At 71.0% G+C, this 13,290-nt stretch carries 14 protein-coding genes; 8 read left to right on the top strand and 6 right to left on the bottom strand.

What is annotated here, in order from left to right; genetic code table 11:
- Positions 1-133: 133 nt before the first annotated feature.
- From QE410_RS13605 to QE410_RS13595, 3 genes are all read left to right on the top strand, one after another.
- Positions 134-1,267, top strand: a complete 1,134-nt coding sequence (locus QE410_RS13605; protein WP_307333032.1) for a choice-of-anchor L domain-containing protein — start codon at positions 134-136, stop codon at positions 1,265-1,267.
- Entirely contained in the window at positions 1,264-2,253 is a 990-nt protein-coding gene (locus tag QE410_RS13600) for a hypothetical protein (RefSeq protein ID WP_307333030.1), read from the top strand. Before QE410_RS13605 ends, QE410_RS13600 begins: the two co-directional genes overlap by 4 nt.
- A gap of 173 nt (positions 2,254-2,426) precedes the next feature.
- Entirely contained in the window at positions 2,427-3,902 is a 1,476-nt protein-coding gene (locus QE410_RS13595; RefSeq protein WP_307333028.1) for a glycoside hydrolase family 32 protein, read from the top strand.
- Positions 3,903-4,093: 191 nt separating this feature from the next.
- On the opposite strand, the gene QE410_RS13590 is transcribed toward QE410_RS13595, so the two are convergent.
- The gene (locus QE410_RS13590; protein WP_307333026.1) at positions 4,094-5,065 is read right to left on the bottom strand and encodes a LacI family DNA-binding transcriptional regulator; all 972 of its coding nucleotides are present in this window, start codon (positions 5,063-5,065) and stop codon (positions 4,094-4,096) included.
- Positions 5,066-5,162: 97 nt separating this feature from the next.
- Entirely contained in the window at positions 5,163-5,729 is a 567-nt protein-coding gene (locus tag QE410_RS13585) for a TetR/AcrR family transcriptional regulator (protein ID WP_307333024.1), read from the bottom strand.
- A 118-nt stretch (positions 5,730-5,847) separates the two neighbouring features.
- Here QE410_RS13585 and QE410_RS13580 point away from each other — a divergent pair, with 118 nt between their 5' ends.
- Both QE410_RS13580 and QE410_RS13575 read left to right on the top strand, forming a co-directional pair.
- A complete protein-coding gene (locus QE410_RS13580) occupies positions 5,848-8,448 on the top strand; it encodes an MMPL family transporter (protein ID WP_307333022.1) in 2,601 nt (866 codons plus the stop codon).
- Positions 8,449-8,700: 252 nt separating this feature from the next.
- Positions 8,701-8,889: a hypothetical protein gene (locus tag QE410_RS13575; RefSeq protein WP_307333021.1), complete on the top strand. Its 189-nt coding sequence runs from the start codon at positions 8,701-8,703 to the stop codon at positions 8,887-8,889.
- Positions 8,890-9,111: 222 nt separating this feature from the next.
- Here QE410_RS13575 and QE410_RS13570 read toward each other — a convergent pair whose 3' ends face one another.
- On the bottom strand, positions 9,112-9,360 hold the full coding sequence (locus QE410_RS13570; protein WP_307333019.1) for a hypothetical protein: 249 nt from the start codon (positions 9,358-9,360) through the stop codon (positions 9,112-9,114).
- A 120-nt stretch (positions 9,361-9,480) separates the two neighbouring features.
- Here QE410_RS13570 and QE410_RS13565 point away from each other — a divergent pair, with 120 nt between their 5' ends.
- On the top strand, positions 9,481-10,185 hold the full coding sequence (locus tag QE410_RS13565; protein ID WP_307333018.1) for a triacylglycerol lipase: 705 nt from the start codon (positions 9,481-9,483) through the stop codon (positions 10,183-10,185).
- Positions 10,186-10,236: 51 nt separating this feature from the next.
- On the opposite strand, the gene QE410_RS13560 is transcribed toward QE410_RS13565, so the two are convergent.
- Positions 10,237-11,028, bottom strand: a complete 792-nt coding sequence (locus tag QE410_RS13560) for a transglutaminase family protein (protein WP_307333016.1) — start codon at positions 11,026-11,028, stop codon at positions 10,237-10,239.
- Positions 11,025-11,618, bottom strand: coding sequence for a MarR family winged helix-turn-helix transcriptional regulator (locus QE410_RS13555; protein ID WP_307333013.1), 594 nt, complete (start codon positions 11,616-11,618; stop codon positions 11,025-11,027). Before QE410_RS13555 ends, QE410_RS13560 begins: the two co-directional genes overlap by 4 nt.
- Before the next feature lie 80 nt (positions 11,619-11,698).
- On the opposite strand from QE410_RS13555, the gene QE410_RS13550 reads away from it, so the two are divergent.
- Positions 11,699-12,061: a hypothetical protein gene (locus QE410_RS13550; protein ID WP_307333011.1), complete on the top strand. Its 363-nt coding sequence runs from the start codon at positions 11,699-11,701 to the stop codon at positions 12,059-12,061.
- Between the two features lie 253 nt (positions 12,062-12,314).
- On the opposite strand, the gene QE410_RS13545 is transcribed toward QE410_RS13550, so the two are convergent.
- A complete protein-coding gene (locus QE410_RS13545) occupies positions 12,315-12,539 on the bottom strand; it encodes a hypothetical protein (RefSeq protein ID WP_307333010.1) in 225 nt (74 codons plus the stop codon).
- Between the two features lie 145 nt (positions 12,540-12,684).
- Here QE410_RS13545 and QE410_RS13540 point away from each other — a divergent pair, with 145 nt between their 5' ends.
- Entirely contained in the window at positions 12,685-13,269 is a 585-nt protein-coding gene (locus QE410_RS13540; RefSeq protein ID WP_307333008.1) for a hypothetical protein, read from the top strand.
- Positions 13,270-13,290 lie beyond the last annotated feature (21 nt).

Here is a 13,290-nt window from a genome sequence, read left to right as displayed (position 1 = left end):
AGCCGAGCGGCGTGCTCCGTGGCATCCCTCCTCACGCGGTCGTCTGAGCCCGCACCAGCCACCCTCTTCGCGACGACGTGAACCGGTCCGAAAGACCCCCTTCGTCGCGCCCACCGCAATCCTCAGGAGTGTCATGACCCAGCACGTCCCCCTCGCCCGCAGGACGCCTGCGCGGCGCGTCCCCCTCGCGGTGTCAGCAGCCGCAGCCGTGTCGTCGGCCGCCATCCTGCTGCTCGCCGCCGCGCCGGCGCACGCCGCGACCACCTTGTCCACCTTCGAGGGTCAGGATGCCGCAACGGCCGCGAAATCCCTGATCGGCGGCCATGTCTCCTTGTCGTCGGCCAGCCTGTCGACCGGTCGCGCCGTGCAGGCGGGAACGTTCTCGGGCCTCGACCTGGGTCTTCCCTCCGGCGCGGTGTCGGGAGTGGCGCTGACCACCGGGTCGCTGCGCGCCGCCGATCCCGCCGCCGCCTCCGACGTCGACTTCACCGCGTCGGCACTCACGGGCCCCAACGCCAAGCTCACCACCACGGGTGACCTCGGCGGGGCCGGCTCGGCGCTGCTCGAGTCGTCGTTCGCGTCGACGACGTACGACGCGGCTGAGTTGCGGTTGCAGGTCGTTCCCGAGGGCGAGAGTCTGACAATCGTTTATCACATTGGCAGCGAAGAGTACGCGGGATGGTCCGAGCGCAACTACAGCGACGCCTTCGGTGTCTATGTCGGCGGTCGACTGTGCTCCACGCTGGGCGACGTGCCGGTGGGCCTGAAGAGCATCAACGCCGAGACCCACCCGGAGCTGTTCGTCTCCAACCTCACGAAAGAGGGCAACCCCGGCACGCGCGACACGGAGATGAACGGCTACTCGGTCGCCTTGACCTGCACGGCCACGGTCACCCCGGGCAAGCCGGTGGAGATCGTCGCCGCCGTCGCCGACACGGTCGACGGTCAGCTCGATTCCACCCTGCTGCTCGCTGCCGGCGGCATCACGTCGGTGCCCGGACCGGTTCAGCCCACGACGTCGCCCTCGGCTTCGCCCTCCGTCAGCGCGTCCAAGCCCGGCGTCTCCGCCGACCCCGTCCCGGCCTCGGTGACAGGACCCGCCGGTACCGGCACCGCCCGCCCCGGTTCGCCCCTGGCCATCACGGGTGTGGACTCGACGGCGCTTTTCGTCGGTGGCGCTCTGGCCGTCGCGGCCGTGGGCCTGGGAGCTGGGGCTCTCGTCGTCTCGCGTCGTCGGCGCAACGCTCGCGAGGTGAGCGAGCAGTGACCCGCGTCGGCTCCCGTCTCGTCGTCCTTGCCGCCGGAGGCGTGATCGGGGCGACCGTGCTTGCGACTCCCGCCCTGGCTCTGACCGTCGACTCCCGCGAGGGTGACGCGACGGCGACGACATCGACGACGTACGCGGAGCCGACGCTCACTTCCGGGCAGCGGCCCGGTCCGTTCTTCGGCCCGCCGGATCGCACCCGGGGCAACAGCTACGGTACGTGGACGGACGACACCGAAGCGCGAGCGAGGTGGGTGCTGGAGTCGCCCCGGGGGCCGTGGGACACCTTGCGGATCGTCGACCGGCTCGGTGCGGGCCAGCGGTTCGACTGCCAGGCGGGCGTGCGCGTTCGAGCGACCGCGGATGTGGATCCCCGGACGGGGTACCTCGTCGACCCCGTCGAGCTGCCGGCCGACCGGGTCGAGATCGTGTGCTCGCGCACGACGTTGAGCGTGACGGTCGTGCCGGTGGGTGACGAGATCGTGGAGGTCTCGGTCGCATCGTTCGTCGACAAGCCGCACGAGGTGGCGACGAGCCGGGTGGAGTTCGTGGGGACGCGCGTGGAGCCGGACCCCACCCCGACACCGCCGGTGGTGACCCCGACGCCGCCGGTGGTGACCCCGACACCGCCGGTGGTGACCCCGACACCGCCGGTGGTGACACCGACACCCCCGGTGGTGACCCCGACACCGCCGGTGGTGACACCGACACCCCCGGTGGTGACCCCCACACCGCCGGTGGTGACACCGACACCGCCGGCGGGGGACCCGACCCCGCCGGCGGTCGTCCGGCCCGGGCGCTCGGAGGGCTCGCCCGTCGCGGCGCCCGGACCGAAGGTCCAGGAGTCGCCCGCTGCGGCGGCGCCCGCCCGCCTGGCCGCGACGGGAGTGGACGCTTCCTGGCTTCCGCTTCTGTTCGCGGGCGCCCTGGGTGCGGTCGGGTCGGCAATGTCTCTCCTGTACCGCCGCCGTCACCGGAGCCGCGCATGACGCGGCCCGCTCCCCGTCGTGGGGGTCGCTTCGGCGGCCCCCACGGCATCCTCCCGCTCCCTTTGGTCGCGCTCCTGGTCACGGTAGTCCTGGTCGTGCTGCTGTGGCCGCGCGCGCCCGTGGGTTCCCCGGATTCGACGGGGACGCCGTCGCCGACGCCGTCACCCACAGCAATGACCGATCCCTTCGCCACCCCCGAAGGTTGGGAACGGTTCCGTCCGGCCTTCCACCTCACTCCCGAGGAGCACTGGATCAACGACCCCCAGCGCCCCGTCTTCGTCGACGGCGAGTGGCGGCTGTACTACCTCTACAACGCGGACTACCCCGAGGGGAACGGCACCGCGTGGCACCTGGCCACCTCGACCGACATGGTCACGTGGAAGAACCGCGGTGTCGCGATCGAGAAGTACCGCAACGGGCTCGGCGACATCCTCACCGGGAGCGCCGTCGTCGACGAGCGCAACACGGCGGGGTTCGGGGCGGGGGCGATCGTGGCCCTCGCGACCCAGCAGGACGACGGCGTGCAGCGTCAGTCGCTGTTCGTCTCGACCGACGGCGGCTTCAGCTTCCGGAACTACGAAGGGAACCCCGTGATGGACAATCCCGGCGCGACCGACTGGCGCGACCCCAAGATCGTCTGGGATGACGCGCGCCAGCAGTGGGTGATGGTTCTCGCCGAGGGGCGGCGCCTGGGGTTCTACACCTCGAAGAACCTCCGCGAATGGACCTACGTCTCCGACTTCGTCCGTACGGACTACGGGCTGCTCGAGTGCCCCGATCTGTTCGAGATGGTGGACCCCACCTCGGGCCGGCGCACGTGGGTGCTCGGCGTGAGCGCCGACGCGTCGTCGACGGGCGGCACGACGGGCTTCGCGTACTGGACAGGCGCCTGGGACGGTGAGCGCTTCACCGCCGACACCGACGAACCGCAGTGGCTCGACGGCGGTGCCGACTTCTACGCGGCCGTGACCTGGAACGACCCGCGCGACGGTGACCAGGGTCGGCTGGAGCGGCGGTTCGCGCTCGGCTGGATCAACAACTGGGCCTACGCCCGTGACCTCCCCGGGGGGAGCTGGCAGGGGGGATCGCTCTCGACCACGCGCGAGATCGTCCTCCGAGAGATCGACGGGCGGCTGTCGCTCCTGTCGCAGCCGGTCGCGGCCCTCGAGGCGCGGGAGGGCGAGAGCGCGACGGCGTCGAGCTTCACCGTCGTGCCGGGCGACATCGTCGACCTTCCCGTCCAGCCTTCGACGGGCGCGTTCCGCCTGCGCGCGCGCATCGATGCACCCGACGCGGGCGAGGTGCGCCTGCGATTCGGTTCCGGCGACGCCGAGGTGACCGTCGGGTACGACGCCGGTGCGGGAGTGGTGTTCATCGATCGCCGACGGGACGCGGTGGCGGATGCCATGCCCGAGACGTACCGCGAGATCCGCACCGCCCCCGTGGAGGCCGACGGCTCACTCGCCCTCGACATCCTCGTCGACGCGTCTTCCATCGAGGTGTTCACCGGTGACGGCCGCGCCTCCCTCACCTCGGCCGCTTACGCCGACGCCCGCGCCGGCGTCACCGTCGAGGCCGTCGGCCAGAGGATCGGCATCCGGGATCTGTCGGTGACGCCGCTGGAGGTCAACGACTCGAACAGCCGCTGAACCCGCGACCGCACCGCCACCCCACCGGTGCGGTCGCGTTCCCTCCCGATGCGGCGCGATACACGCGTCTGCGGCCGTCTTCGTGTGCGGGAGCAGATCGGGCTGTCCGGGGTGCGTGCGATCGCACCGGCTGCCCGCAGCCCCCGCGCTCGCGCACGAATCGACGAACACGCCGGGTGGAATGGGCGCCGTCAGGACGTCCAGCCGTGGCGCAGCGCCACCGGCAGCGGAGCCTCTGCGGTCGCGATCGCCGCAGAATCCGTCATCCTCTCGATCAGCAGGTCGACCGCCCGCGCCGCCATCCGCTCGATGGGCTGGCGGACGGTGGTGAGGCCGGGAACGGCCAGCTGCAGCGCCGCAGCGCCGTCGTAGCCGACGATGCGCAGGTCGTCGGGTACTCGTCGCCCGGTCTTTCTCGCCCATTCCAACGCCATCAGGGCGGTGAGGTCGTCGCTGGCGAACACGCCGTCGCAGGGGTTCACGGTCAGCCAGGTCTCGATCGCCGCGCGCCGTTCGTCGAGCGAGGTGTCGTAGCCGTAGGCCATCACGCGCGGCTCGAGTCCGTGCGCGGCCATGCGTTCGCGGTAGGCGGCCGCGCGTTGGTTGCCGGGGTGGTCGGTGGCGGTCAGGTGGACGGGAGTGCGCGCCCCGCGGGCGATGAGGTGCTCGGTGGCGAGCACCCCGCCCGTGCGGTTGTCGCTGTGGACGGTGGGGATCCCCTCGCCGAGGCGGCGGTCGATGGCCACGATGGGGAGGTCGGCACGGCCGTATCCGGTGACGTCGCGGTTGTGCGTCGAGCTGATGATGCCGTCGACGCGGTTGCCCTGCAGCAGGTCGAGGTATTTCTCCTCGCGCTCGGGGGTGTCGTGGCAGTCGCACAGCAGCATCTTGTAGCCGCGTGCGGCGAGCGCCCCCTCCACGTGCGAGGCGAGTTCGCCGAAGAACGGATCGGCGACAGTGGGGACGATGAGGCCGACCAGCGTCGAGCGCTGGCCGATGAGCGAGCGGGCGATCTCGTTGGGCCGGTAGCCGAGCTCCGAGACGGCATCGTCGACGCGCCTCTTGATGTCGTCGCTGAGGTAGCCGCGGTTGTTCAGCACGCGCGAGACGGTGGTGACCGAGACCCCGGCGCGGGCGGCGACGTCTTGCAGTTTGGGTCTCATCGGGTGCTCATCGGGTCGAGGGGCGGGATGGCTTCGACGCTATCCCACCGACGGCCCGCGCCCGCGGTCGAGGCCGCGCGGTCGCGAGGCGCCCCGCTCAGTGCCGGGGTGGCCCCACGATGGCGTCGACGAGCAGCAGCATGTCGTCGCCGCCGAACTCCTCGCGGCTGAGCGCGCGCAGGATGACGGCCCCCACCAGGGCGTCGGCGGCGGCGTCGAGTCGGGGGCCCGTGACCCCGCCCATCGCCTGCGACAGGCGCTCGTTGAGCGGGGCGGCGAGGATCTCGGCGCGCAGGCGCCGCCCGGTCTCCGCGCTCCCCGCCGCCGCGGCGACGAGAGAGTGCAGCAGACCTTCTCCCTCGGGACTCGCGCGAAGCGTGAACAGGTCGGTGAGCCACGCGGCCAGGTCGGTGCGAGCGTCGCCGGTGTCGGGGAGCTCACGCCGGTTGCCCAGCAGGCGCCCCTCCAAAATCGCCTCGGCGATGACGTCGCCCTTGCTCGGCCACCACCGGTAGATGGTCTGCTTGCCCACACCGGCCCGGCGGGCGATGCCCTCCATCGTCAGGTGGTCGTACCCGCGCTCGGCGAAGAGCGCGACCGCGGCGTCGAGGATCGCCAGACGAGCCGCTTCGCTGCGAACGGGACCACTGCGGGGAAGAGCCATGTCACATATTGTGCGCGACGTCGAGCGGAACCGAGACGAGACGGTGCGTGTTATCTTTGCCCGGACTGGTCGGAGCCGACGGTGCTCCCTCGCGCGCACCGCACGAGAGGAACCCCGCATGGCCGAACTACTGCACCGCCTTGGAACCTTCGCCGCCCGGCGCGCCTGGATCGTGATCGTCGCCTGGGCGGTGATCCTCGGCGTCGTCGGCGGGGGCTTCGCGCTGGGATTCAAGGGCCTCAGCTCCAGCTTCGACATCCCCGGCACGGCCTCCGGTGACGTGATCGCCGAACTGCAGGACGAGCTCCCCGACTTCAGCGGGGCGTCGGGGGCGGTCGTCTTCCGCACCGCCGACGGTCAGGCGCTGACCGACGCTCAGAAGAGCGACATCACCGCTCTGGTCGACTCTGCGGGAGACCTCCCCGACGTCGCCCGCGTGACCGACCTCTTCGAGGCGCAGGCCCAGCTCGACGCGCAGCGTCAGCAGGTCGTCGACGGTCGTCAGCAGCTCGCCGACGCGCGCGCCCAGGTTGAGGCCGGCCAGCAGCAGCTCGACGCCGGCGCGGCCCAGCTCGACCAGGGGCAGCAGCAGCTCGACGCCGGACGCGCACAGCTCGAGGCGGCACCGCTCCCCGAGGCGCAGAAGCAGGCGCAGCTCGACGCCCTCGACGCGCAGCAGGCGCAGCTCGACCAGCAGCGCGCCGCTCTGGAGCAGCAGCAGGCGCAGGTGACCGACGCGCTGGCGCAGATCGCCGCGCAGGAGACGCAGCTCGCCGACGGCGCCGAACTCCTCTCGTTCGCGGATGCCATCCGCCTGGTGTCCGAAGACGGGGCCACGGCGATCGTCAACGTGTCGTTCGACAAGCCGCGTCTCGAGCTCGCGGAGGCGTCGAAGGAGGCCGTGGTCGCCCACTTCTCCGAACCCGTGGCCGGCGCCGAAGTCGCGTTCAACACCGAGATCTCACAGGGCATCCCCGAGATCTTCGGCGTCGGCGAGGTCATCGGCGTCGCGGTCGCCGGTGTCGTGCTCGTGGTCGTGCTCGGTTCACTCCTGGCCGCATCGTTCCCCATCGTCACGGCCCTCATCGGCGTCGCCATCGGATCCATGGCCACCCTGTCGTTCTCGGGCGTGGTGCAGATGGCATCCGTCACCCCTTTCCTGGGGGTGATGCTGGGACTCGCCGTCGGCATCGACTACGCGCTGTTCATCCTCTACCGGCACCGTCGTCAGCTGCTGCAGGGTGCCGACGTCGTGGAATCCATCGGTCTCGCGAACGGCACCGCCGGCAACGCTGTCGTCTTCGCGGGGTCGACGGTGATCGTCGCCCTCCTCGCGCTCAACATCACCGGCATCCCCTTCCTCGGACTGATGGGCACGGCGGGTGCCGTGAGCGTCCTGGTCGCGGTGTTGATCGCGGTGTCGCTGACTCCCGCTCTCCTGGGACTCGCCGGCATGCGCATCCTCAGTGCGAAGGCGCGCACCCGTGCCACGGCGGCGGCCGACGCCTCCGGCCACCCGCGCAGCGCCGCTCGCACCGCTGCGGCCGACGTCGCCGACCACCCGCGCCGCGCCGCTCGCACCGATACGGCGCCCGTCGCCACGGGCGCCGTATCGGTGCGCCCCATGTCGACCCTGCGGGCCGTCGTCACGATGGTGGTCGCCACCGCCGTGCTGCTGGTGATCGCCATCCCCGCGCTGTCGATGCGTCTCGGACTGCCCGACGGTGGAAGCGAGGCGGAGGACTCCTCGGGCTACAAGGCTTTCACGTGGAGCGAGCAGGCCTTCGGAGAGGGCTCCAACGCGCCCCTTCTGATCACCGCCGCGCTCCCCGACGGTACGGCCGAAGACGATGTGCAGAGCGTGCAGCTGCAGATCGCGCGCGAGCTGTTCGCCCAAGACGACGTCGCGGCGGTCGCGCCCGTCGCCGTCTCGGACGATCGCACGCTCGCCGCGTTCCAGGTGATCCCCCAGGAGGGGCCCAACGCCGTATCGACCGAGCAGCTCGTGCGCGATCTCCGGTCGCTGCCGCCGGTGAACGGCGACATCGAGCTCGGTGTCGCGGGAGCCGCGGCGATCAACATCGACATCTCCGAGGGACTGGCCGATGTGCTGCCGGTCTACCTGATCGTGGTGGTCGGGCTGTCGTTCCTCATCATGGTGATGGTCTTCCGTTCGTTGCTGGTGCCGCTCATCGCCACCGGAGGGTTCGTGCTCTCCCTGTTCGCCACCTTCGGTGCGGTGACCGCGGTGTTCCAGTGGGGCTGGCTCGGCGAATTGTTCGGCGTGCACGATCCCGGCCCGATCCTGAGCTTCCTGCCGGTGATCCTCGTCGGCATCCTGTTCGGCCTCGCCATGGATTACCAGCTCTTCCTCACGACGGGCATGCGCGAAGCGTGGGCCCACGGCGCGACTCCGCGCCTGGCCGTGGCGCAGGGCTTCCGCGCCGGCCGCACCGTCGTCACGGCGGCGGCGATCATCATGATTGCGGTGTTCTCGGGATTCATCACCTCCGAGGCGGTCATCACCAAGTCCTTCGGACTGGGCCTCGCGCTCGGGGTGCTGCTCGACGCCTTCCTCGTACGGATGCTGCTGGTGCCGGCCATCATGCACGTGCTCGGAGGGGCGGCATGGTGGCTGCCCCGCTGGCTGGATCGCCTCATCCCCAACGTCGACGTGGAGGGGGCGGCGCTGGAGCGCCGGCATCCCGTGCACCACTGATCGCGGCGGGTTCGACCGCGGCGGCCGTGGCGGCGCCAACATCGTGTCGTCGGCACGGCGGCCGTCGCCACCGACGGTGCCACGACGGACGCGAGCAGCGACGTGCCTTCGCCGGTGTCCCGAGCTCACCCGCTCGCCCTGCCGTGTTCGCCCCTCGCCGAAGGGGTCGACGGCAGCGCCGCGCAAGCCCCGCCTCCGTGTCGATCTGGTGCGGAAGGATTCGTGTCTCACCCGATTCAAAGGAGGACGACGATGACCGATCGCGAAGAGACCCAGGACGCCCCTGTCATGGACGGCGCGACCGATGCCGGGGTGGAGGAGAAGAAGGACGGTGCGCGGGAGCAGAAGGCCGCGGATGCCGCGGTCTCCGACGGCGACCTGCCCGCTGAAGACCTCGAAGACGACCTGCGCAGCATCCGCGGCTACGGCGAGGACCGCTGAGCCGGAGCGGGCGACGACCCTCGTCCGGAGCCAGGTGGGGGAGAGGCTCGACGGGCGAGGGTCATCGAGGACGCCAGAGGGGCGTCATCCGCACCGGCGATGCCGGGGTCGGGTACAAGGAGAGTACGCCGCGAACCCGTGACAGCGGCCCGATCACAGACAATCCGCAGGCAGTGTTGATGCCGCTCCCGGGCGCGGGTCTGCGCGCCCGGGACGGCCGTCTTACGCTGCGTCGTCGGTGGGGACTTCGCCGGCGGCGATCGCGTCGGCGTAGGTGCGGATGTCGGGGCCCGGCTCGTAGTCGATGAAACGGTCCTTGATGCGGGCGTTGATCTGCGCGAAAGCCTCGTCGGAGGAGATTCCGTCGCTTTCGCGGGCGATGGCGACGACCGCTTCGCGCAACACATTGTCGGCGTCGTCGAGGATCTTCTGGCGGGCGGGTTCGTTCCAGCGGATGTCGGAGATGTCCATGCGCCACACGATAGAGCGGGCCCCCGAAGGGATTTGCGGGGTTGCGTCCGACGCGTCGGTGTGCGGCGGGGCGTGCGCAACCCGCCTGACCCGCTCGCTGTCGGCGGTGAGGATGGGGGCATGTCGACGGATGCCGAGACGAGCCCGATGATGACGGCGCGCATGGGCCTGCGCGAGCTGGGGTGGTGGGTGCGGGATTACGTCTATGCGGTGCGCGGCCAGTGGCGCGCCTTCGTCGGCCGCGACGGACCGGACTCGTTCACCGGTGGGGAGGGCACCCCCATCGTGCTGCTTCCCGGCATCTACGAGACATGGCGTTTCCTCGAGCCCCTCGCCCGTGCGCTCCACGAACGCGGCCACCCGGTTCATGTCGTCGCCGAGCTCGGCGACAACCGACGCCCCATCGCGGAGCAGGCCGCGCGCGTCGCGGCGCTGCTCGTCTCGCGAGGTCTGGACGACGTCGTCCTCGTCGCGCACAGCAAGGGCGGTCTGATCGGCAAGCACGTGATGGCGTTCGACCCGGCGGGTTCGCGGGTCCGGGCTATGGTGGCCGTCGCCACGCCGTTCGGCGGGTCGCGCTACAGCCGGCTGATGCCCACGCCCTCTCTGCGCGCCTTCGCATCGGGCGATGCGACGATGCGCGCCCTGGCGGCCTCCGCTGAGGCGAACGCGCGCATCGTGTCGGTGTACGGGGCTTTCGATCCTCACATCCCCGAGGGGAGCGAGCTCGCGGGGGCGCGCAACGTGCGTCTGAGCGGAGGTGGGCACTTCCGTGTCCTCGCCGACCCACGGGTGATCGCCGAAGTCGTCCGCGTCGCCGGGTGACGCCCATGGGCACGCCCGCCGAGGGGTCACCCGCGCAGGGGATGGCGAGCGTCAGCGCAGGAGCACGGCACGCGCGTGGTCGTCGGCGATCACGTCGCCGTCTACGACGGCGGTCACCGTCACCGACGTCAACGTGAGCGACCCCGACAGCGTGGTGAGGAAAGCGGTGTCGGCCGCGTCGCGCCCGGTGGCGATGCGTACGAGGTGGTCGCGAGGCGCGAGGCGGGTGGCATCCACGACCTCCCATCGCCCGTCGACGAAGGCCTCGACGACGGCGTGGAAGTCCATGGGGTCCAGTCCCGGGGCGAAGGCGGACACCAGACGCGCGGGTACACCGCTCGCCCGCAGCAGCGCGATGGTGAGGTGCGCATAGTCGCGGCACACGCCTTCGCGCTCCCGGAGCGTGTCGAGGGCGGTGTCGGTCGGCCCGCTCGATCCCGGGACGTACGAGAGGTGCTCCCACACCCACGCCGGGATACGCGCGACCGCCTCGCGCGCGGGGAGGCCCGCGAACGGCTCAGCCGCGGCGCCGATGGCGTCGGAGGGGGCATAACGGCTCGGCCGGAGGTATCGCACCGGGTCCACGTCATCCGACGGAGCCGGTGCGGCCGGGGGCGCGACGACCCCGCGGTAGTGGATGTCGGCGGTGCCGACCGGGAGGGTCGCGCGGTGCAGCCGCGTGCCGTGCGCATCGATGTGCTCGACGGGGTGCACCTCGACCCCGTCGACAGTGATGTCCAGTGCTTCGTCGACCACCCACCCCGCAGCCGGGACGACCGACAGCACGACCTCTGCCTCCCCGTCGACCTGCAGGGCGACGACGACGTCGACCGACGATGTCATGCGGCCGCCTCCGGTGCCGCAGCGGAGGCGGCGTCGGCGGCCCGCGCGGTGACCGACGGCGGCACGGCGATGGTGCAGCATTCGTCCTCACCGGCGTCGCAGACGGCGGTGACGGCGCACCGCATACGTTGGAGGAAGCCTGTGACGGCCACCGTGTCGCTCTCGCTCATCCCGCGGGTCGCCTGCATCATGCGCGCGTGCATCGAAGACAGCGTGTCGCGCATTTCGATGTCGGCGTGGCCGGTGGCGGAGACGACGACCTTTCGCCGGTCGGACGGATGCGGCCGCCGCTCGACATGGCCCGAGCGCTCCAGGCGATCCAAGAGCGCCGTGACCGACGCGGTCGAGACGCCGAGGTGTCGGGCGAGATCGATCGGGGTCACCGCGCGTGCGGACGAGGCGGCGCGCGTGAGGAATCGCAGCACGAGGAGTTCGTTCTCGCCCATGCACATCGAGGTCTGCGTACGGCGCCGCATCGCCATTTCCGCTGCGCGGTAGGAGCGCAAGGCTTCCATGACGCGTGCTCCACGGTCGTCGTCGGCGCTTTCGCTGTACCAGTACGACGGAGGCGACGTGCTGTCGATCTTCACCGGTCTCCTAATATCTCGCTTGCCTATTCGCTAGTCTAACTAGTAAGTTCGAATTCAAGCAACGAGCAGAGGGGCACATCATGGCGAAGCTTTACTACGGCACGACGACCGAGCCGATCAGCATCGACGACCGTTTGTTGGCACACGTCAAGGTGGTCGTGGCGACCAAGCTGCGCCGCGGTGAGAGCTTCACCCTGTCGTGGGTTCACGGACCCGGCGAACCTGTCGGTCGCTCGACCGTCTGGCTCCAGCCGTCCATCCCGCTGCGATTCGTCTTCGACTCGGAGCAGCCGGAGGCCCTCGACCAGAACCTCCTCAAGCGCATGGCGAACGACGCCAACTCGTCGCGTGGACTGAGTCTCGACATCGCGATCGACGACCCCGCCGCCGCGACCGCTGTCGTTCGGCCGAAGAGCTCGCGCACACTGGCCCGCGCGGCCTGATCGCTTCCCGGGTTTGCGGACGCGCTCGGCATCTGCGAACTCGCCAGCGGCGGACCACCCGTGCAACCCCGCCGTGATGAACCCCGGCGCACGGCGGGGCGTCGATTCAGGCGACCCCTTCCTGACGGGAGAAGAGAATGGACCCCGCAGTCTCCTGGGACCTCCCCACGGAACCGATATCGCTCGTGACCGCCGACACGCTCGAGGAGCCCTCCGCCCTCTGATGCCGGGGTCTGAAACGCCTCCGTCGTCTTCAGTGGTCGTCGTCGTCCCTGTGCTCCGGAGCGGATCGTCGGGTGTCCGCTTCGCTGCGGACGCGCACGACTCCGATCGCGAACAGGACGGCTCCGACCACGAGCAGGGCCGATTTCGGGGCGTTGGGCGAGTCGGCGGGCAGCGCCAGGGTGGGAACCGCGCAGATCGCGGCGGACACCGCACTGAGGATCGCCCCGAGAGGCAATGGCGTCGGCGATCTCATCGCGCTCCTCCCTCCGAGCGGGCCGGTGCCAGCTTAGGCGAGCACCTCGACGGTGGGCCATATCGCGCGGGAGCTGCGCCGTCCACCGTCGCGCGTGACGCCCGCTCCGTGGATAGCGTTGCCCGGACCGACGAAGGGATCCCCCGTGCGTATCAGAACATCTCTGCCCACTCTGGTCGTCCTGCTGGCGGCGCTCGTCGCCGCCCCGTCCGCTGCCTCGGCGGCGGCGACTCCGTCCGTCACCGCGGAACCCACGTCGGTGTCGCTGGGCGAGACGACGACCCTCACCGCATCCGGGCTCGGTGGTCTCGAGACCGCGACGTTCGGGCTCGCCGACATCGACTCGGGAGCGTTCGCCGGCGAGGGCGTCGAGGTCAGCGGAACCTCCGCCGCGGTCCCCGTCTCCGGTGGCACCGCCGTCGTGGAGTTCACTCCGACGCGGGCGGGTGACGTCGTGATCGCCGTGGGAACGGGCGAGTCGGCGCTGGCGCAAGTCACGGTCACGGTGTCGGCCGCGACGGCGACTTCAGCGCCGGTGACTCCCACCCCCTCACCCTCGGTGAGTGCCACCGTCCCGGCGACGGACGACTCCGCCCAGGCGGAACCCGACACCGAGGCCGAGGCCGGGCGGTTCACATTCGTGCTCATCCCGCTGATCGCCGCGGCGATCGTGGTCGTCGGAGGCGTCATCGTCGTCACGCGAGGCCGCCGCCGCCGTCGCGGCGACTGACCCGCGGCGTCTCGGGCGACG

The organism is Microbacterium sp. SORGH_AS_1204 (assembly GCF_030818935.1).
Taxonomy (GTDB): Bacteria; Actinomycetota; Actinomycetes; order Actinomycetales; family Microbacteriaceae; genus Microbacterium.
Note: the sequence above shows the minus strand (reverse complement) of the source record. Positions and strands in the feature narration are given on the sequence as shown.

Excerpts from the sequence above, each read along its gene's own strand:
- QE410_RS13605 (WP_307333032.1), top strand. The coding sequence starts at position 134 with ATGACCCAGCACGTCCCCCTCGCCCGCAGGACGCCTGCGCGGCGCGTC.
- QE410_RS13595 (WP_307333028.1), top strand. The coding sequence starts at position 2,427 with ATGACCGATCCCTTCGCCACCCCCGAAGGTTGGGAACGGTTCCGTCCG.
- QE410_RS13590 (WP_307333026.1), bottom strand. The coding sequence starts at position 5,065 with ATGAGACCCAAACTGCAAGACGTCGCCGCCCGCGCCGGGGTCTCGGTC.
- QE410_RS13585 (WP_307333024.1), bottom strand. The coding sequence starts at position 5,729 with ATGGCTCTTCCCCGCAGTGGTCCCGTTCGCAGCGAAGCGGCTCGTCTG.
- QE410_RS13580 (WP_307333022.1), top strand. The coding sequence starts at position 5,848 with ATGGCCGAACTACTGCACCGCCTTGGAACCTTCGCCGCCCGGCGCGCC.
- QE410_RS13575 (WP_307333021.1), top strand. The coding sequence starts at position 8,701 with ATGACCGATCGCGAAGAGACCCAGGACGCCCCTGTCATGGACGGCGCG.
- QE410_RS13570 (WP_307333019.1), bottom strand. The coding sequence starts at position 9,360 with ATGGACATCTCCGACATCCGCTGGAACGAACCCGCCCGCCAGAAGATC.
- QE410_RS13565 (WP_307333018.1), top strand. The coding sequence starts at position 9,481 with ATGTCGACGGATGCCGAGACGAGCCCGATGATGACGGCGCGCATGGGC.
- QE410_RS13560 (WP_307333016.1), bottom strand. The coding sequence starts at position 11,028 with ATGACATCGTCGGTCGACGTCGTCGTCGCCCTGCAGGTCGACGGGGAG.
- QE410_RS13550 (WP_307333011.1), top strand. The coding sequence starts at position 11,699 with ATGGCGAAGCTTTACTACGGCACGACGACCGAGCCGATCAGCATCGAC.
- QE410_RS13545 (WP_307333010.1), bottom strand. The coding sequence starts at position 12,539 with ATGAGATCGCCGACGCCATTGCCTCTCGGGGCGATCCTCAGTGCGGTG.